Origin of the sequence: Dokdonella aquatica, from assembly GCF_051987395.1 — a bacterium.
In the GTDB taxonomy this organism is placed as follows: Bacteria; Pseudomonadota; Gammaproteobacteria; order Xanthomonadales; family Rhodanobacteraceae; genus Dokdonella.
The window spans coordinates 4014511-4030822 of sequence record NZ_CP197094.1 but is presented as its reverse complement, the minus strand read 5'-3'; the positions used below and the strand labels follow the sequence as shown (position 1 = coordinate 4030822).

Sequence of the window (16312 nt, the reverse complement as noted above, 5' to 3'; positions counted from 1 at the left end):
TTCTCCAGGACGAGTCCATTTCCATGCTCAACACCCCACCACGTGGTCATTCGCGCAAGCACGCGATGCTTTCACGTTCGTGCGTGCGCCGGCGACGGAACCGCGTGTTGCAGGCCGGTGTCCTTGTCGCCGCGTCCTGCCTGCTCGCGGGCTGCGGGACGGATGGCTATCCCGACGACTGGGCCTCGCCCAAGGGCATGTTCGCCGCGCGCAAGGGCTGGTCGTGCCCGAGTCTCGAGGGCGATTACGACGATGTCTCGTACGAGCTGTTGCGGATGCTCGGCACCGGTTCGTCGGTCGATCGCTGGCATGATCACCATGCGCGCATCACGCAGGCCGACGACGGGTCCTGGCTGCGCATCGAACCCGCGCTCAACGCGCGCGGCATGCGTGCCGTGCGCGAGGAGCAGGCCAAGGGCGAACGCGCGTACGCGGGACGCGGCAGCGCGGTGACGATCCGCTACGGCGATCATTTCACCTGCAGCAACGGCTGGCTCTACAGCCTGGCGCGTCAGCAGGTCGAGGTCGATGGTACGAAGTACGAGGAGCTGCGCTTCGGCCTCGACAAGGGCGGCGCACTGATCGCGGGCACGAAGACCGCGTTCGAGCAGACCATCGGCTGGGGCGATGCGAGCGCGTCGATGGGCGAGTCGAGCCGCATGCACTGGCGCCGCTGGGAGGTGCGCGACGTCGCCGATATCGATGCCGTGACCGCGCTCGAAGGCGTGCGCCTGCAACGCGGGCACTGGATGAACGGTTCGCGTGTGCCGGTGTTCTTCGGCAACTTCCAGGGACGGCCGGTGTGTGCTCGGCTCGTGCAGCCATGGCGTACGTCGAACGAGAAGCCCGTCGTGTCGCGCGCCGACGAGACGACACGCACCGACGAGGCCGGCAAGCCATGGGGATGCCCGCCGGACAGCGGCACGATGGACGCGCTCGCGACGACGCACTGGGACGTGTGGCCGCCCGAACCCGAGGGCTCGTTCGGCGAGCCGCGTGTCGAGTGGCAGTCGGTCGACCATCTCGACGAGCCCTGGCACATCGTCCCGATCGCCGACGCGCGCACGTTGCCGGTGCGGCGCCGCTGAGCCCTGTGCTCCACGCGCGGATGAGGGGATCCGGTGCTTCCAGTCGCTAGATGAAGGGAGCGATGCCGACGAGGCCTCAGGTTGAGGCATTCACGCATCGCCGGAGCGTGCCTGCACGGGTACGTCGGCCCCTTCCATCGGAGACGCAGCATGCGCCCATCCCGCCCTTCCGCCATCAGCCTCGTCAGGCCGGGTGGCATCATCTCCCTGTGTCGGACAGTGCTCGCGGTCATCGTGTTGTCGACGGCCTCCGACGTGATGTCGGCACCGCCGTTCTCGGGCACCGCATTCATCGCTCCGAATCTCGTGACGTCGGCCGATCCCACCGCGTTCGTCGCGCTCGTCGACAAGGGCCTCGGTTCGCGCATGGTGTTCGACCGGCGGGTCAACGCCTACGTCACGATGGACATGTTCCTCTACGACGCGACCTACGCCGATGGTGACGTCATCGAGTTCCAGGTGAACCCGGAGTTCGGTGACGCCGCCGCGTCGCGCGAGCCGGCGGCGTTCTACGCACCGATCCTCGGACGCATGCCGGCCGTGCTGAGGCGGCATCTCGCCTACACGTGGATCCATCGGGGCGACCAGCCGTTCGGTGGTACGCCGTTCGACGGTGAGCACCCCGCCGTGCTGATCCACACGGGATCGCTGGCGCAGTCCTACATCAACCAGGGCGTGCTCGAGGAGATCCTGATCCACGAGGCGACACATGCAGTTCTCGACGTGCGCGTGCGCGACACGCCGGCGTGGCTCGCCGCGCAGGCCGCCGACGGCGAGTTCATCTCGACCTATGCGCGCGACAACCCGACCAGCGAGGATGTCGCCGAGAGTTTCGTGCCGTACCTCGCGGTGTGCTGCGGTCAGGATCGCGTCCCGGCGGCCACGCGCGACACCATCGCCGCGACGATCCCCGCGCGCCTGCGTGCGTTCGACGCGCTGTTGCTCGACGTGCGGCCGTTGCAGGATCCCGCGGTGCTGTTCCGGGACGGGTTCGATTTCTGACCGGCGGGCACGTGGCGACGCCTGGACGAGACGATCCGGGAGCGGCGCAACCGGGACACGGATCGGCAGGTCCCGACCATGTCCCGATCGCACCTTGGTTCACGTACTCCCTGCGCACCGGATTCCCGAGAGGTGTCGCATGCTGGTTCAACCCTGCTTCGCCGCCGTGCGCCCGTCGCGCGCGCGTGTCGTCCTGGCTGCCGTGGCGATGGTCGTGGCGGCTTCGGTCGGCGCCCAGGACAAGAACGCCGAGGCCGACGTGATCGCACTCGGGATGCCTTCCGCACCGGTCATGTCGACCGAAGCGCCGCGCGAGGTCGAGGCCTTGCCGGCACACTACCTGTCCTGTGCGGCCGAAGCCTCGGGCTTCCAGTCCGCGAGCCCCGGGGCGAGCGAAGTCATTGCCTGCTCGATCAACGCGCCGGTCGACGGCGTGCTGCTCGCCTACGGATCCGCGTCGGTCAGCTACAACGACGGCGACTACGAGCTGCGTGCGGCGATCACGGTCGACAACCCCACCTTCGACACCTTCGGTGACCGCTGGCTCAACATCTACGCGGATGCGGGCGACGGCACCGACAAGTCGCTCGCACTGAACCGTTACACGGCCGTCACGGCCGGCCTGCACACGGTGCGTTTCCTTGCCTCGCGCTACGTCGGCCCGGGTTCCATCAACCTGTTCGATCCGCAGCTCGCCGTGGTGTTCGTGCCGGCTCCGCTCGCGCAGCAGACGACGTGTGGCGTCACGAGCGGTGACATGGTCTCCCTCGGGGTCGATGCGGACATCGTGACCTGCAGCATCCCGGTGGCCGCCGCGGGCACGGCGTTCGTCTCGGCCTCGGCGTCGGTCGGCTACGGTACGGCGGCGAGCGAGGTGCGCATGTCGCTCGCGCTGGACGGCGTACCGACTTCGGGCACGCAGCGCTGGGTCAACACCTATTCCGACAGCGGCGACGGCACCGACGAGTCGATCGCCACGCAGTACGCGTACGACGTGGGCGTGGGCACGCGCACGCTCGCCGTACGCGCCAGTCGCTTCTCGGGTACGGGCAACCCCACGATGTACGACACCGCGATCAACGTCATCGTCGTGCCGGCGACGGCCGGGCTGTTCTGCCAGAACCAGGGCAACCTCATCTACACGAGTACGTCGAACGCGTTCTCGGCGGCGCGCACCTGCAGCCTGTCGCTGGCGCAGCCGGCGCGCGCGATGATGTTCGGCTCGGCCTCGATGTCGTTCACGGATCAGGCGTACGAGGCGAACCTCCGCCTCGCGATCGACGATCTCGCCGGCCTCGCGCCGACCGACCGCTGGGTCAACGTGTATGCCGACTCGGGCGACGGCACCGATCGCACGATGGCCGTCAACGCGACGCGCGACGTCGGTGCAGGCACGCGCCAGTTCAACCTGGTCGGTCGCCGCTTCTCGGGAGCGGGAACGGCAAGAGCGTTCAACGCGGGACTCGCGGTACTGCTGTTGCAGAGCGATCGCATCTTCAAGGCCGGATTCGAACCGTAGCCGTTCGCACGCGGTGCGCGAGATCCGTCACCTCATCGGTCCGCGGGTCGCATCGCGCTGCCTTCGTCCATACTGTCACCTCCCACGGCGAGGCAGCAGCATGACGACAGGCAGGCGACGCGCAACGAGTGGCGGATCGATGCGCGCGGCTTGGTGGATGGGGTGGTTGTGCGCATGCTTCTTCGGCGTCACGTCCACATCCTCGGCGCAGGTCGCCGCGGAGGTGCCCACGCATGACAGCTTCGAACTCGCGAGCAAGGCCCTCGGCGAGACGCGCCGCATCAATGTCCACGTGCCGGCCGGCTACGCGGACAGCCAGGCACGGTTCGCGATGCTGGTCATGCCCGACGGCGGCCTCGCCGAGGACTTCCCGCATGTCGCGAAGGCGATCGACGACGGCATCGCGGCCGGCGAGATCGAGCCGGTCCTGCTCGTCGGCATCGAGAACACCGAGCGCCGCCGCGACATGACCGGGCCGACGACCGTGGACGCCGATCGCGCGATCGCGCCGCGCGTCGGCGGATCGGCCGCCTTCCGCGCCTTCATCGCCGACGAGCTCATGCCCGAGGTCGCGCGTCGTTACCGCGTCGACGATCGGCGCGGCATCATCGGCGAGTCGCTCGTCGGCCTGTTCGCGGTCGAGGGCTTCCTGCGCGAGCCGGCGCTTTTCGACGTGGTGATCGCGATCAGCCCGAGCCTGTGGTGGAACGATGCCGCACTCGTGCGCGAGGCGCCGGCGCTGCTCGCCGCCGCACCTGGAGCGTCGCGTCGGCTCTACCTCACCTCCGCCGACGAGGACACGATCGTGCCGCACGTCGCCGCGCTCGACGTGATCCTCTCGCGTATCGCACCGAAGAACCTCGCGTGGACGTACGTGCCACGCCCGCACGAGCGCCACGACACGATCTACAAGGCGTCGGAGCGTGATGCGCTGCGCTGGGCGTATCCGGCTCGCCGGCGCGCTCCCTGATCACGGTCGTGCGCGTCGCACCCGCCCGCGATCGCGTGCGGCGGATGCAGGGCAGGGAGATGACGCGCAGCATCGCCTGTGCGAGTCTGCGCAGGATCGTCGTCACTCCCGCGTCGTGCGCATGCTGGCCACGATGCCATCCTTCACCGAGGAGATTCCCGTGCGCCATGGCATCGCCGCATTGCTGTCCGGTCTCGTCGCCGCGAGCGCATCCGTACATGCCGCAAAGGCGCCGCCTTCCCCGCTCATCGGGCGCTGGAGTCTCGACACGTCGCGCATGACGCAACCGCCCGAGGCACGGCCGAAGCGCGTGACGATCGCGTTCGCCACGCCCGAAGCCGGCAGGCTCGGCATGGCGGTCGACATCGTCGACGCGGGCGGCGCGACCACGCATTTCGAATCGACCTCGCCGCTCGACGCAACGCCGATCCGCTTCGAGCGCAATGTCGAGGCCGATGCCTCGGCGATGACGATGCCGGCACCGAACGTGCTCGTGCTCGGCCTCGGTCGGCAGGGCATCCCGGCGTCGACGCGCGTCTACACGGTTGCGGCCGACGGCCGCTCGATGACCGAGATCGCGTCCTACGTTGGCCCTGACGGCTTGCCGCTGCTGCGCACGAACCACTTCACGCGCGAGCACTGATAGGCGTGAAGCGCTCGATCCTCGCCGCCGTCGTCGTCTTCGCACTCGCCCTGCTGAGCATGGGCCTGCTCGGCGGCGTCCTCTATTACGCGGTATATCCGGTGTTCGCGCCGTCCTTCGGCAACCTCGACGACTGGCAGGGCGACAACGTGTGGCCTGCCGTACTTTGCGCGGGCATGCTGTGGGCGCCTAGCTTCATCGCCGCAGGCTGGGTCGCGATGCGGCTCGCACGACGCGGCGTGGGCGCGTGGCCGCGCCGCATCGCCTATGGCGTGACGTTGTGGCTCGGTGCCGTATTCGCCTGGGCGCTCACGCTTTCGCTCGTGGAGGTGCGCACGGCGATGGGATGATGCTTCTCGAAGCTGGCGTCATCCGGGCCATCAGGAATCGTCGTCGTCCTCCGGGCCACGCCACCACGCGTGCCCCGCTCCGCGTTCGGGAACGGCGGAGTTGCGTGTCGAGACGCTATCGATATGGCGCCCCTCCGAGCCGCGAGCCCATGTCTCGAGAAGCTTGTCGACCGTGTGTCGACTTTGCGCGGCAATGCCGAGGTTGCGATCCGGTTGCCACGTCGGGTTTGGGGCCTCGTTGTGGCTGTGTGGCGTTCCGTAGCTGCACCGCAAACAGTAGTACTGCACGGTTTCGGTCCAGTCTTCCACGCCGCCCAAGCCAGGTGCTGTCGCTTCGAGCAGGAAAGGAAGATCTTCCGGCGTCGCGCAGTGGATGAAGACGACGAATGTCTCGAAGTCCGAGGGAACGAGCCTCTCCAGTTCGTTGAAGACGGGAACTTCGCGCCCGCTGCCATCGAGGCGGTATCCGGTGGGCGCGCCGTCGTGCAGAACGATGTCGCCGTAGCGGTGTCCGCTTTCGGGGAGAGGCACATTGAGCAGCCTTGCACGAACCGGATCGATGCGTCGCATGAAGACGGTCTCGCCAGCGCTCCAAGGATGCAGTCTCACCACGGCCACCCCGTAGTTGCCGTCGATCGGGCCCTTGCCCTCCGGAATCGCGATGCCGCATGTCTCCCACAGGCGTCGTGCCGTCGACCAGTCGCCGAGGGCTGTCGCTGCGATCGCGGCATTCCAGTGCGTAGCTTCGTCTTCCTCGTCGGCGAGATCGATCGCCTGCAGGTTGTGCTGAAGTGATACCGGCCAGTCGAGCATGTACTTGTGCACGAGGCCGCGCATGTAGTGGTAGGACGTGTTCTCGGGCACGAGCTTCAGTAGTGCGTCGAAGTCACGCGACGCCTCGGCGAGCCGTCCTGCACGCATGGCCGCATACGCGCGGTCGTTCAATTCGTCACGTCCGTCGTCCGTGGTCACGCGGTTCTCCATCCAATGCTCTTTCCCGCGATGATCGCATGCTTGTTCCGCGATTCGGCTCGCGTGCGATCAACCGGTTCGACTGCACAAGAGCACGGACGTTGCCTCACGATCGCCGTAAGGCCTTGAGCGCCGCGTAGGCCTTGGCATTGCCATCCCCGTCGGGTCCGATGCGCGGTAGGCCGTATGGAGACGCTCGAGCATGTCGTCGCCCACCAGCCAGTGCATGGCCAGGGTCATTTCGCTCAGGACGAGATAACCCGGTTGGCCCTTGTCGTCGAGCTCGAGGCCGAGGATGCCGACATGTGTGGAGCACGCCTCGAACGTCGGCAGGATCTCGTCGTCGAGGTACTCGAACACCGCATCGACGGCACGGTCCACGTGCTTGCTGCTCTCGAGCGAACCGCCGATCGAGAGCGTCGACCAGTACGAGCTGTCCATGAAGGCCGACATGCCGGGCCTCGCGAGCCGCGATGTTACGGGTGAACAGGCAGGAGTTGTCGAAAATCGGTGAAGGTCGGCGCGAGCTTGTCGAGGTGCGGCGACGCGACGCGACGAATGCAGCCCGTCGTGCGGCTAGAATCGTCGATCCCGCGCATCCTGCGATGCGCCCGCACGCAGGACATCCGATGCCGACACCGCCGTTGTCGCCCGCCGGTCGCTGGTTCGCGATCGCCGCCTTCGCCGAAGGCTTCACGTGGGCGGGCCTGCTCATCGGGATGCTGCTCAAGTACGGCACGCAGACGACCGACCTCGGTGTGTGGCTGTTCGGCCGCCTGCACGGTGCGGCGTTCCTGTTCTACGTCGTGGTCACGGTGTTCGTCGGCGTGCGCCTGCGCTGGCCGGCATGGGCGCTGCTGCTCGCGCTGCTCGCCGCGGTGCCGCCGCTCGTGACCGTGCCGCTCGAGATCGCCTACCGCCGTTTCAACCTGCTCGGCGAGCGGCGCGGGTCCTGATGCCACGAAGCTGGCCCTGCCGTGCGGGCTTCGCGCCCGCTCGCGTGCGGGGCTCGTCGGCCACGGTGCCGCGGTATGCTCGCTCGTCTGCGCCATCGGTGCTTACGGGATGTTCCGCGATCATGTCGACACGCGCGCTGCTGCGGAGAAACATCATCGAGGCGTGGCAGCGCACGATCGACATCGACTATGCGCGCCAACGCATCAATTCGGAGCGCAGCCTGCAAGCCTCGATGTGGGCGAATCTCTCGTCGATCCTTCCCGACACACGGCGGCTCTTCATCGAGCCGTGCATGTCGGTGGCGGGCGAGGCAAGGCAGCTTCGCTATCCGGATATCGTCGTCTGCAACACGCGTGAAGTGATCGGCATCATCGAACTCAAGTACCAGCCGAGGGCGCGACCGGACTGGACGAAGGATCTGGCCACCTTCCAGTGGACGTTCGACCATCGCGCGGTCGTTACGGTGTCGAACCACCGTTTCCGCGGCATCGAGGCGGATGCGCGCGTCTATCCCTTGTCGAACCAGATCCTGTACGTCTGGGCAGGCGTGCATCGCGAGTCCGATGCGTTGCCCTCGCCACAGGTACCTGCCGAACGGCGGGAGGCCTTCCTCGCCTTGCATGCCGCGACGACCGCAGGCATGCCGGCACGGATCCATCGAAGCAGTGCCACGCAGCGGCAGTGACCATGGCACGCTTTCAGGGTCGTGCCTGACGGGACATGTCGGACCGGCATCACCGACCGGCGCCGACCGTCTCGCGCGTCGTCGCCAGGTCGCGCAGGAGGGCCAGCGCCGTCGCACGCGAGGCCTCGTCGCCCGCATTCGTGACCGTCGCGATGGCCCGGTCGGTGCCGGGCTGCACGGCAACGAACGCGGAGAAGGTTCCGGTACCGCCCGTGTGCACGCTCGCGGTGGCGCCGCCGAGTTCGTATCGCCCCCAGCCCATGCCGGCGCCGTCCTCGCCTTGCGGCGCATGCAGCGCCTGGACGGTCGCGGCGTCGAGCACCCGGGTGGGTTGGCCGCGCAGGCCGCACAGGTGCTCGCGCAGGTAACGGCCGTAGTCGGCGAGCGTGAGCGACACATCGCCCGCCGCCTGAAGGAACGCCGGGATCACGGGATCGGGATCGTCGTAGGGCGCGAGTCCACCCTCGCGTACGCGGTGGCCCCACGGCTGGCCGACGCCGGGAGGCGTCTGCGAGCCGAAACGCGGTGTCATGTCGAGCGGGCGGAAGAGCTCCTCCTGCATGAGCTGGTCGAACGGCTTGCCGCCGACACGCTCGAGCATCATGCCGGCCACGACGTAGCCCGCATTGGAGTAGACGAAGCCCTTGCCGGGTGCCTGCGCGGGCGGACGCGTGACGACCTGACGGACGAACGACTTTCGTTGTGCTGACGGCGTGTCGCCGTCGACGACGACCTTGCGCAGTTCGGCGCCCGTGTCGTAGCCCGGGAGCCCCGATCGATGCGAGAGCAGCTGCGCGAGCGTGGCATGCGCGAGGGTCGCGTCGAGATCGGGAATGTCCTTGCCGAGGACCTCGCCGATCGTCGTCGTCCAGGTGAGCCTGCCTTCCTGCACGAGCACGCCGGCAAGGCTCGCGAGCATCGACTTGGCGTTCGAGCCGATGTTGAAGCGCGCATCCTCGCCGAGGTGTTCGTCGCGATCGATGCGAGCCACGCCCTCCACCGCGAGCGCTGCATCACCCTTGCACGACACCACGACCGCGCCGAGCGCCGGTGCGCCTGCGCGGGCATCCGCGACGGTCTCGGCGAGGGATCGGGCATGCACGGGTATCGCGAGGGTCGCAACGATCGACAAGGCCACGAGCATTCGCATCGGTGTCTTCACGGCAACGTCCGGCAGGGGGGGCGGGCGTGGGATGACCGTCGGCGCTGCCGGGTTTACAGGTCGGGGCGATCACCGGCGCGCAGAGCATCATCCGCGCGCGGCGCCGTCATGGCGCCCGCGCGACCCAGCCCTTGAACGAGAACGCCGCGTAGAACAGTTCGACCTGTCCGAAGCCCGCTTCGCGCAGCAGGGCCTCGTCATGTTCGGGCGCCAATGTCGGCAGGCGCGTGCCGATGCCGGCGATCGCGCTCGCCGTGGTGACGCCGGTGACGCCCGAGGCCGCGGCGAATGCGGCGTAACGCGAGAGCCAGCGCGTCTTCGCGGGCTCGTCCTGCGGAAAGCTGTGGTGCGCGACGACGAGCGGCGCGCCCGGTTTCAGGCGCCGTCGCAGTTCGACCAGCGTGTGCAGGCGTTCCTCGGCGGGAAGAAAGTGCAGGGTGAGGAGGCAGGCCGCAGCGTCGAACGGCCCTTCGGGTGCCGTCTCGACATAACCTTCCTGCAGATCGACACGCGACGCGAGCGGACCGAGTGTCGACTCGGCGAGCCGCAGCATCTCGGCCGAGGGATCGACGCCGGTGAAGCGCCAGCCGGCATGTGCCTCGGCGAACACCTTGAGCTCGAGGCCACCGCCCGCACCGAGCACGAACACGTGCCCGTCGTCGGGTACCGCCTCGGCGAGCAGCAGCGTCGTCATCGCCTGAAGCGCATGGAAGCCCGGAACCTGTCGCACGGGGCCGTCGGCGTAGCGCGCGACGGCCTGCGGATCACTGAACGACACGGGCTTCTCCGGTGGGGCAAACCGTCATGCTAGCGCGGGTCCCCACGGGGTCAGGTTCAATTTCCGTGCGCTGAGCAGACGGCACGATCACCCGGTTCGGGCAGCGTGGCATCACCGTCCATGATCGGCCGTGGCCGCAAGACCGGCAGGCACGCGGTGCCGACACATGCTCCCGGGGAATCGCAAGCTCGCGTCTCCCGCTGCTTGTCACGAAGAGGCCTGGCGTCGGCGCGAAGGAGTACGACGAGCGAGGCGCTGCAGGCGTTCGGCGTGATGTTGCACGACATCGCGCAAGGCCTCCGGCGCGAGGATGCGGAAATCGAAAGGCAGGCGTGCGAGTTCGCGTGCGAACCAGTCGAGATCGTCGGCTTGCACGGCCAGCAGCGTGCCGTCGGCGTGCGGTTCCAGCGTGCCGAGGGTGTCGAACAGCGCGGCGCGCGCGGCCTTCAGGTCGGTGTGCAGGACCACCTCGATGCGGTGTGCGCGCGGCATCGTGGCCAGCGAGCGTGCGAGGTGGGCGAGGGCATCGAAACCGTCGGGTCGTCCGAAGCTCTGCGGCAAGGCCTGCAGCGCGAGCATGCGGTCGACGCGGAACGTGCGGATGCCTGCGCGCAGATGGCAGTGGCCGACCGCGTACCAGCGCCCGCCACGGAACGCGAGGCCGTACACGTCGAGGTCGCGTTCGCTGTCCTCGCCTCGCACGCCGCGATAGGTCACGCGCAGGCGCTGGCGGGCCTGCGCGGCCTCGCCGAGGCGCATGAGTGCTTCGGGCTGTCCCGACGCGACGGGCGGGTGCGTCAGGTCGAGCGCCACGGTCTCGTCGATCGCGCGCACGCGGCGGCGCAGGCTCGCCGGCATGACCTGCTCGAGCTTGGCCTGTGCGCTCGCGATCGCGGGCGTCGCGTCGGCGAGTCCCAGGGCACGCGCGGCGAGCAGGCCCAGCGACAGCGCAAGCGCCTCGTCGTTCGTGAACATCATCGGCGGCAGCTTGAAGCCCGCGGCCAGCGCGTAGCCTCCATAGCGGCCGCGCTCGCTGAGGATCGGGATGCCGAGGTCCTCGAGCGCGGCGATGTAGCGGCGCAGGGTGCGGCCGTCGACCCCGATGCGCGCGGCGAGCTCGGTGCCGCCGAGGCGCCGATGCGCCTGCAGCAGCTCGAGGACGGCAAGGATGCGAGTGGCCGGTCGTTCCATGACGCCGAGCATGCCATCGAATCAGGGCGGATTCTGTCCTGATGGTGGCGGATCCTGCGGCGTACCCGATGACGGGGCGGAGGACGGCGGACATGGCGGCAGGTTGGGGACTATTGGGCATGGCAATGGCCATGGCGTGGCCGTCGCAGGGCGCGGCGGTCGAGACGACGCACGGAGCAGCGACGAAACACGGCGACGCGTGTTGTACAGTCGTCGAACTGCGCCGCTACACGTTGCACCCGTTCAAGCGCGACGTGCTGATCGACCTGTTCGAGCGCGTGTTCGTCGAGCCGCAGGAGGCCCTCGGCATCCGCGTCCTCGGCACGTTCCGCGATCTCGATGCACCGGACCGCTTCGTCTGGCTGCGCGGTTTCACCGACATGCCGGCGCGCACGCAGGCGCTCGAGGCGTTCTACGGCGGCGAGGTGTGGCGCACGCACCGCCAGGCCGCGAACCGCACGATGATCGATTCCGACGACGTGTTCCTGCTGCGTCCGGTGTGGCAGGCCGAAGGTTTCGCAGCGGAGGCGGCGTTGCGTGCCGTCGACAGCGTCGCCGTGCCGGAAGGTTTCGTCGTCGCGCAGATCCGCTTCCTGCCGGCGGACGGTTTCGATGCCCGCGTGCAGGCCTTCGTCGACGACGCCGTGCCGATGCTGAGGCAACGTGGCGTCGACGTGCTCGCGGTGCTCGCGACCGAGCCGTCGCCGAACGGCTATCCGCGACTGCCGGTCCGCGAGGGCGAGCACGCCGTCGTCTGGCTGGTGCAGGTCAAGGACATGAAGGCTTTCGCGCGTCACGAGGCCGCTCTTGCGGCCGATGCGGCGTGGTCGCGTCTCGAGGCAGCGCTCGCCAGGCATGCGACGGCGCCTCCGCAGACGCTGCGCCTGCAGCCGACGCCGCGTTCGCGTCTGCCACGGGGGATCTGATCATGGAACCAAGCCTGTGGCTGTATGCGGTGATGGTGTTCGGCATCGTGCTGCTTCCGGGTCTGGACATGGCGTTCGTGATGGCGAGTGCCGTGGCGGGTGGGCGACGCAACGGTGTTGCGGCACTCGGCGGCATCGTGCTCGGCGGGGTCTTCCACGTTCTGATGGGCGCGCTCGGCGTCGCGACCGTGCTGCGTGTCGTGCCGATGGCGTTCAACCTCGTGCTGTTCGCGGGCGCGGCCTACATCGGCTGGATCGGCGTGTCGCTGATACGCAGCAAAGCCGCGTCGACCGGATCCGCGGCGACGGCGACACCGTCACGTCGACGCACGTTCTCGCAAGGCCTGGTGACCTGCCTGCTCAATCCCAAGGCCTACCTGTTCACGCTCGCGGTGCTGCCGCCGTTCGTGGTGCCGGGCTCGGGACCATTCGGGTGGCGCATCGCGGCGATCGGCGCGATCACGGCGCTCGCGCAGGTCGTCGTGTACGGTGCGATCGCGCTCGCGGGGGATCGTCTTCGCGACACCGCGCGACGGCGCCCCGGGGCGAGTCTCGTGGCGACGCGTGCGGTCGGCGTGCTGCTCGTCGCGATGGGTCTCTACAGCGCGTTCATGGGCTGGCGCGGGGTGTGAGGACGTGGCACGGCAGAGCCCGTCGCTCGATGTGCCGTGCGTCGAGTTGCGACGGCGAAACGCAACCATTCTCATCCCGTCATCGGAATCCGGGTTACGGCAGACTGTCGCCGTTTTCCACGGAGCCAGCGCGATGAAGGGCCATCCCGAGATCGTCGATTACCTGATTTTCCTGCTGCGCGGCGAGCTCGCGGCGCGTGACCAGTACTTCATCCATTCGCGCCGTTACGAGGACATGGGCCTCAAGCTGCTGCACGAGCGCATCCATCACGAGATGGAAGAAGAGACCCAGCATGCCGATGCGCTGCTCAAGCGCATCCTGTTCCTCGAGGGCACGCCGGACATGACGCCGGACGCGTTCGAGGCGGGCGACACGGTCGAGACCATGCTGCAGCGCGACCTCGACGTCGAGTACGCGGTGCGCGGCAACCTCGCCAAGGGCGTCGTGCTGTGCGAGAAACACGGCGACTACGTCACGCGCGACATCCTCGTGGCCCAGCTCAAGGACACCGAGGAAGACCACACGCACTGGCTCGAGCAGCAGCTGCGCCTGATCCGCATGCTCGGCCTGCCGCTCTACCTGCAGAGCCGCATGGGCGGGCCCTGATCGCCGGTCCCGCGAGGGGCGCTGTCGCGTACGACGGCGCCCGCATGTCCCGACGTTACGGAATCTCGCACTGCATCGTCGCGTCGACGTAGAACTTGCCGTTCGACAACGGCTTCTCGAACGTCACCTTGAGCGAACCTTCGACGGCGGTGCCGCGGAACGAGGTGCAGCTCGCCTCGAGATTTTCCTTCGCTTTCGCGATCGCCGCCTCTTTGGTGTCGCCTTCGCCGGTTCCGGTCACGTTGGATGGTGCTGCCCACGCTGCGTGGCTGGCGGCGAGGACGAGCAGGCTGCAGGCGAGCACGGTCGGCTTCGTCATGGTCGATCTCCATCTCATGAAGGGGCGCGCAGCCTAGGCGAACCGACCCGTACGCGAGGTGAAGGCATGCCATCCGCTCTGGTCCGTGCATACCGCGTGCGCCGACGTCGTCGCTACACTGCGACGCTGTCCCGTCACGACGGCCCTCGCCATGCGCAGCCTGATCTTTTCCTTCGCCGCCGTATTCGCACAGACGGCCTCGGCCCAGGCGCCGGTCTTCGACGTGCACGTGCACCTGCGCGAGGGCGAGACCTCGCTGCGTGCCTACGAAGCCGACGTCGCCGCCGCGAAGCTCGAGCTCGCCGGTGTCGGTGCGATGTGGTTCGGCGGTCCGCACCAGGCCAGGCAGGGTGACACCGCGGCGATCCGCGCAGGCAACGACGGCGTCATCGCACTCGCCGCGAAGCACGCGAAGGTGTTGCCGATCGTGACCGTGCATCCCTACGACGGCCAGGCCGCGCTCGACGAACTCACGCGCGTCGCCGCGAAGGGCGTCAAGGTGGTCAAGCTGCACGCGCATACGCAAGGCTTCGATGCTTCCGATGCGCGCGTGCTCGCGACGGTGAAGCATGCGGGCACGCTCGGCATGGTCGTGCTCATGGACAACGCCAACATCCTGCCCGGTGACAGCGAACGGCTGTTCAACCTCGCCGTGCAGGCGCCGAAGACGCGGTTCGTGTTCGCCCACATCGGCGGGCTCAACTTCCGCTTCTGGAACATCCTCGCGCTCGCGCGCACGGCCGAGGCGTTCTTCGCCGACAACATCCATTTCGACATCTCGGCCACCGTGCTGCTCGCGGCCGACTCGCCGCTCGAAGCCGAGTTCGTGTGGACGCTGCGCAATGTCGGCATCGACCGCGTGCTGCTCGGCTCGGACTATCCGCAGATCACGCTCGGCCGCACGGTCGACGCGTTCGAGCGCCTCGACCTCACGAGCGAGGAGAAGGCGAAGATCCGCTCGGAGAATGCCGCGCGGCTGTTCGGGCTGCCCATGGCAGCGTCACGGCGGGACTGAATCGCCTGGAGCGATCCTGCACGCGTGCATGAAGGTGCCCGCGTGGTGCTGGCGTCATTCTTCCTGCGTGTACTCGAACCCGTGGTCGTGGATCGTGTCGCCGATGAGGCGCATCACCTGCATGTGGTGCTCGTTCGGCGTGGCGGTGTTGACCGATCCGGCCAGCACGATCGAACCATCGGGTTGCAGCGCGAGCGACGAGGCGCGATTCGTGCGGCCCGACGTCAAGCCGTCGTAGTGCTGGCGGCCGTCGTCGCCGAAACTCGCGTCGACCTGCCCGTTGGGCATGAGGCGCACCACGGCGACATCGAACGTCGTCTCGTCCACCGACGCGAAACCCGCGAGCACGATGCGTCCCAGGGGATCACGGCGCATCGCGTAGGCCTGGTCCATGCCGCGATTGTCGACATCCAGCGGCACGACGACGGGAGGGAATCCGCTGTCCGGCGTGCCGTTGGCGAGGAACTGCGCACAGATGATGTCGTTGCCGGTTGCCGAGACCTGCGCGGCACCGCAGGCGAGGAACCTGCCGTCGGGCAGTTCGACACCGCCGGTGGCCGTCTCGGCGAGATTGCCGCCGATGTCGAACGCGAACGCGAGCGTGCCGTCGCCCGCGAACGAGGGATCGGGTGTGCCGTTGGCGAGCAGGCGCGCGATCGCGATCTGCTGGTTGCCGCCGATCGTCGCCGAGCCGACCGCGTAGATGCGCTGGCCATCGTTGGCGGGAATGATCGCGTAGGCCAGCGAGGTGTCCGTGGGGCCGCCCCCGAAGTCGAGGATGCGCTTGCCGTCGCCGTCGAAACTCGTGTCGAGCGTGCCGTTCGCGTTCAGGCGCGCGAGTGCCATGACCGCACCCGCACCCGTGTAGGCGAGGCCGCCTACGACGATGCGGCCGTCGGGCAGGGCGAGTCCGCGCACGCCCTGGTCGTTGCGGCTGTCGGGCGTCGCGCCCAGATCGAACGCGATGGTGACCTTGCCGCCGTTGCCGAAACTGCCGTCGAGCGTGCCGTCGGGCAGAAGTCGAGCGACCGCCATGTCGGAGCCGCCCGTGGTGCCGGCCGCCTGGCCGAACAGCAGGATGCGTCCATCGGCCTGCACGTCGAGGCCGCGCGCGATGTCGCCGTCGTTGCTGCCGGGACGATCGAAGCCGACCAGGCTCACGCCGCCTACGCCGAACGTCGTGTCGAGCGAGCCGTCCGCATTCAAGCGCATGACGGCCATGTCGGTCGAGGCCTGCACGCTGACATTCGCCGTGCCCGACACGAGCAGCTTGCCGTCGGGCAGCACGCGCACGTCCTGGAAGATCTCCTCCGTCGTGTAGCCGCCCGGGAACGGACGCTCGACGATGCCGTTCGTGCCGAAGCGGCGATCGAGGTCGCCGTCACGCGCCGATACGGTGGCGGCTGCGAGGCACAGGGATGCCGCGACGAGGGACGCGCGCGTGCGCGAAAAGCGGGACGACAGCATGACGGACTCCACGAGGGCCAGGATCGGCT

19 protein-coding genes are annotated in these 16312 nt (G+C 68.4%); 12 read left to right on the top strand and 7 right to left on the bottom strand.

Annotated elements, in window-relative coordinates:
• Window positions 1–104: 104 nt before the first annotated feature.
• The 6 genes from ACQQ2N_RS17935 to ACQQ2N_RS17910 all read left to right on the top strand — a co-directional run bounded on the left by ACQQ2N_RS17935 (window position 105) and on the right by ACQQ2N_RS17910 (window position 5572).
• Window positions 105–1088: a hypothetical protein gene (locus ACQQ2N_RS17935; RefSeq protein ID WP_440222936.1), complete on the top strand. Its 984-nt coding sequence runs from the start codon at window positions 105–107 to the stop codon at window positions 1086–1088.
• 237 nt (window positions 1089–1325) lie between these two features.
• Window positions 1326–2090: a hypothetical protein gene (locus ACQQ2N_RS17930; protein WP_440222935.1), complete on the top strand. Its 765-nt coding sequence runs from the start codon at window positions 1326–1328 to the stop codon at window positions 2088–2090.
• Window positions 2091–2229: 139 nt separating this feature from the next.
• Window positions 2230–3609 (top strand): hypothetical protein, encoded by a 1380-nt coding sequence (locus ACQQ2N_RS17925; protein ID WP_440222934.1) that lies wholly within the window; start codon window positions 2230–2232, stop codon window positions 3607–3609.
• 223 nt (window positions 3610–3832) lie between these two features.
• A complete protein-coding gene (locus ACQQ2N_RS17920) occupies window positions 3833–4579 on the top strand; it encodes an alpha/beta hydrolase (protein WP_440222933.1) in 747 nt (248 codons plus the stop codon).
• A gap of 133 nt (window positions 4580–4712) precedes the next feature.
• Complete coding sequence (locus ACQQ2N_RS17915; protein WP_440222932.1) at window positions 4713–5222, top strand: hypothetical protein; 510 nt, start codon at window positions 4713–4715, stop codon at window positions 5220–5222.
• 5 nt (window positions 5223–5227) lie between these two features.
• Window positions 5228–5572 carry a hypothetical protein gene (locus tag ACQQ2N_RS17910; RefSeq protein WP_440222931.1) on the top strand — a complete coding sequence of 115 codons (345 nt, stop codon included), beginning with the start codon at window positions 5228–5230 and terminating at the stop codon, window positions 5570–5572.
• A 30-nt stretch (window positions 5573–5602) separates the two neighbouring features.
• On the opposite strand, the gene ACQQ2N_RS17905 is transcribed toward ACQQ2N_RS17910, so the two are convergent.
• Window positions 5603–6544, bottom strand: a complete 942-nt coding sequence (locus ACQQ2N_RS17905) for a tetratricopeptide repeat protein (RefSeq protein ID WP_440222930.1) — start codon at window positions 6542–6544, stop codon at window positions 5603–5605.
• A gap of 69 nt (window positions 6545–6613) precedes the next feature.
• Entirely contained in the window at window positions 6614–6997 is a 384-nt protein-coding gene (locus tag ACQQ2N_RS17900) for a hypothetical protein (RefSeq protein ID WP_440222929.1), read from the bottom strand.
• A gap of 176 nt (window positions 6998–7173) precedes the next feature.
• Between ACQQ2N_RS17900 and ACQQ2N_RS17895 the strand changes: the two genes are divergently transcribed.
• On the top strand, window positions 7174–7500 hold the full coding sequence (locus ACQQ2N_RS17895; RefSeq protein ID WP_440222928.1) for a DUF3817 domain-containing protein: 327 nt from the start codon (window positions 7174–7176) through the stop codon (window positions 7498–7500).
• A 122-nt stretch (window positions 7501–7622) separates the two neighbouring features.
• Window positions 7623–8186 carry a hypothetical protein gene (locus tag ACQQ2N_RS17890; protein ID WP_440222927.1) on the top strand — a complete coding sequence of 188 codons (564 nt, stop codon included), beginning with the start codon at window positions 7623–7625 and terminating at the stop codon, window positions 8184–8186.
• Window positions 8187–8235: 49 nt separating this feature from the next.
• Here ACQQ2N_RS17890 and ACQQ2N_RS17885 read toward each other — a convergent pair whose 3' ends face one another.
• From ACQQ2N_RS17885 to ACQQ2N_RS17875, 3 genes are all read right to left on the bottom strand, one after another.
• Entirely contained in the window at window positions 8236–9348 is a 1113-nt protein-coding gene (locus tag ACQQ2N_RS17885) for a serine hydrolase domain-containing protein (RefSeq protein WP_440222926.1), read from the bottom strand.
• A 106-nt stretch (window positions 9349–9454) separates the two neighbouring features.
• On the bottom strand, window positions 9455–10126 hold the full coding sequence (locus ACQQ2N_RS17880; protein WP_440222925.1) for a class I SAM-dependent methyltransferase: 672 nt from the start codon (window positions 10124–10126) through the stop codon (window positions 9455–9457).
• A 207-nt stretch (window positions 10127–10333) separates the two neighbouring features.
• A complete protein-coding gene (locus ACQQ2N_RS17875; protein WP_440222924.1) occupies window positions 10334–11317 on the bottom strand; it encodes a helix-turn-helix transcriptional regulator in 984 nt (327 codons plus the stop codon).
• A gap of 119 nt (window positions 11318–11436) precedes the next feature.
• On the opposite strand from ACQQ2N_RS17875, the gene ACQQ2N_RS17870 reads away from it, so the two are divergent.
• From ACQQ2N_RS17870 to bfr, 3 genes are all read left to right on the top strand, one after another.
• On the top strand, window positions 11437–12243 hold the full coding sequence (locus tag ACQQ2N_RS17870) for an NIPSNAP family protein (protein WP_440222923.1): 807 nt from the start codon (window positions 11437–11439) through the stop codon (window positions 12241–12243).
• Between the two features lie 2 nt (window positions 12244–12245).
• Window positions 12246–12875: a LysE family translocator gene (locus tag ACQQ2N_RS17865; protein ID WP_440222922.1), complete on the top strand. Its 630-nt coding sequence runs from the start codon at window positions 12246–12248 to the stop codon at window positions 12873–12875.
• 133 nt (window positions 12876–13008) lie between these two features.
• Window positions 13009–13482 (top strand): bacterioferritin, encoded by a 474-nt coding sequence (gene bfr, locus ACQQ2N_RS17860; RefSeq protein ID WP_440222921.1) that lies wholly within the window; start codon window positions 13009–13011, stop codon window positions 13480–13482.
• A 55-nt stretch (window positions 13483–13537) separates the two neighbouring features.
• On the opposite strand, the gene ACQQ2N_RS17855 is transcribed toward bfr, so the two are convergent.
• A complete protein-coding gene (locus tag ACQQ2N_RS17855) occupies window positions 13538–13801 on the bottom strand; it encodes a hypothetical protein (protein ID WP_440222920.1) in 264 nt (87 codons plus the stop codon).
• Between the two features lie 151 nt (window positions 13802–13952).
• Here ACQQ2N_RS17855 and ACQQ2N_RS17850 point away from each other — a divergent pair, with 151 nt between their 5' ends.
• Window positions 13953–14816: an amidohydrolase family protein gene (locus ACQQ2N_RS17850; protein WP_440222919.1), complete on the top strand. Its 864-nt coding sequence runs from the start codon at window positions 13953–13955 to the stop codon at window positions 14814–14816.
• Window positions 14817–14870: 54 nt separating this feature from the next.
• Here the strand turns inward: ACQQ2N_RS17850 and ACQQ2N_RS17845 are convergent, their stop codons facing one another.
• Window positions 14871–16283, bottom strand: coding sequence for a delta-60 repeat domain-containing protein (locus tag ACQQ2N_RS17845; RefSeq protein ID WP_440222918.1), 1413 nt, complete (start codon window positions 16281–16283; stop codon window positions 14871–14873).
• Window positions 16284–16312 lie beyond the last annotated feature (29 nt).

Excerpts from the sequence above, each read along its gene's own strand:
- ACQQ2N_RS17865 (WP_440222922.1), top strand. The coding sequence starts at position 12,246 with ATGGAACCAAGCCTGTGGCTGTATGCGGTGATGGTGTTCGGCATCGTG.
- ACQQ2N_RS17895 (WP_440222928.1), top strand. The coding sequence starts at position 7,174 with ATGCCGACACCGCCGTTGTCGCCCGCCGGTCGCTGGTTCGCGATCGCC.
- ACQQ2N_RS17850 (WP_440222919.1), top strand. The coding sequence starts at position 13,953 with ATGCGCAGCCTGATCTTTTCCTTCGCCGCCGTATTCGCACAGACGGCC.
- ACQQ2N_RS17900 (WP_440222929.1), bottom strand. The coding sequence starts at position 6,997 with ATGTCGGCCTTCATGGACAGCTCGTACTGGTCGACGCTCTCGATCGGC.
- ACQQ2N_RS17855 (WP_440222920.1), bottom strand. The coding sequence starts at position 13,801 with ATGACGAAGCCGACCGTGCTCGCCTGCAGCCTGCTCGTCCTCGCCGCC.
- ACQQ2N_RS17845 (WP_440222918.1), bottom strand. The coding sequence starts at position 16,283 with ATGCTGTCGTCCCGCTTTTCGCGCACGCGCGCGTCCCTCGTCGCGGCA.
- ACQQ2N_RS17890 (WP_440222927.1), top strand. The coding sequence starts at position 7,623 with ATGTCGACACGCGCGCTGCTGCGGAGAAACATCATCGAGGCGTGGCAG.
- bfr (WP_440222921.1), top strand. The coding sequence starts at position 13,009 with ATGAAGGGCCATCCCGAGATCGTCGATTACCTGATTTTCCTGCTGCGC.
- ACQQ2N_RS17915 (WP_440222932.1), top strand. The coding sequence starts at position 4,713 with ATGCCATCCTTCACCGAGGAGATTCCCGTGCGCCATGGCATCGCCGCA.
- ACQQ2N_RS17875 (WP_440222924.1), bottom strand. The coding sequence starts at position 11,317 with ATGGAACGACCGGCCACTCGCATCCTTGCCGTCCTCGAGCTGCTGCAG.
- ACQQ2N_RS17925 (WP_440222934.1), top strand. The coding sequence starts at position 2,230 with ATGCTGGTTCAACCCTGCTTCGCCGCCGTGCGCCCGTCGCGCGCGCGT.
- ACQQ2N_RS17870 (WP_440222923.1), top strand. The coding sequence starts at position 11,437 with ATGGCAATGGCCATGGCGTGGCCGTCGCAGGGCGCGGCGGTCGAGACG.